The following is a 280-nucleotide window of genomic DNA, read 5'->3' as shown; positions in this document are numbered from 1 at the left end:
GCCGGGCCGGCCGGATCCGGAGGTCCACCGACGACCGGTGAACCATCGGACCCGGCCGGGCCGTAGGTACGGAGTGGAAGCGTCCGTGGCCCTGTCGGCCGGGCGGTTCCGCCGACAGGGACTGCATGCGGAGCCGAGGAGCTGCGGTGGGCACGAGCACGAGTGGAAACGGGGCTCAGGGCGGGGCGGCGAGCATTCAGCTGCCCTCGGTGGCCTGGGAGATGGAGGAGGAGGCCGCCGGAGCGGGCGCGCCCGCTCCGGCGGCCGCGGTGGTGCCGCC

This window comes from Kitasatospora sp. NPDC058218 (assembly GCF_042882445.1).
GTDB lineage: Bacteria > Actinomycetota > Actinomycetes > Streptomycetales > Streptomycetaceae > Kitasatospora.
Note: the sequence above shows the minus strand (reverse complement) of the source record.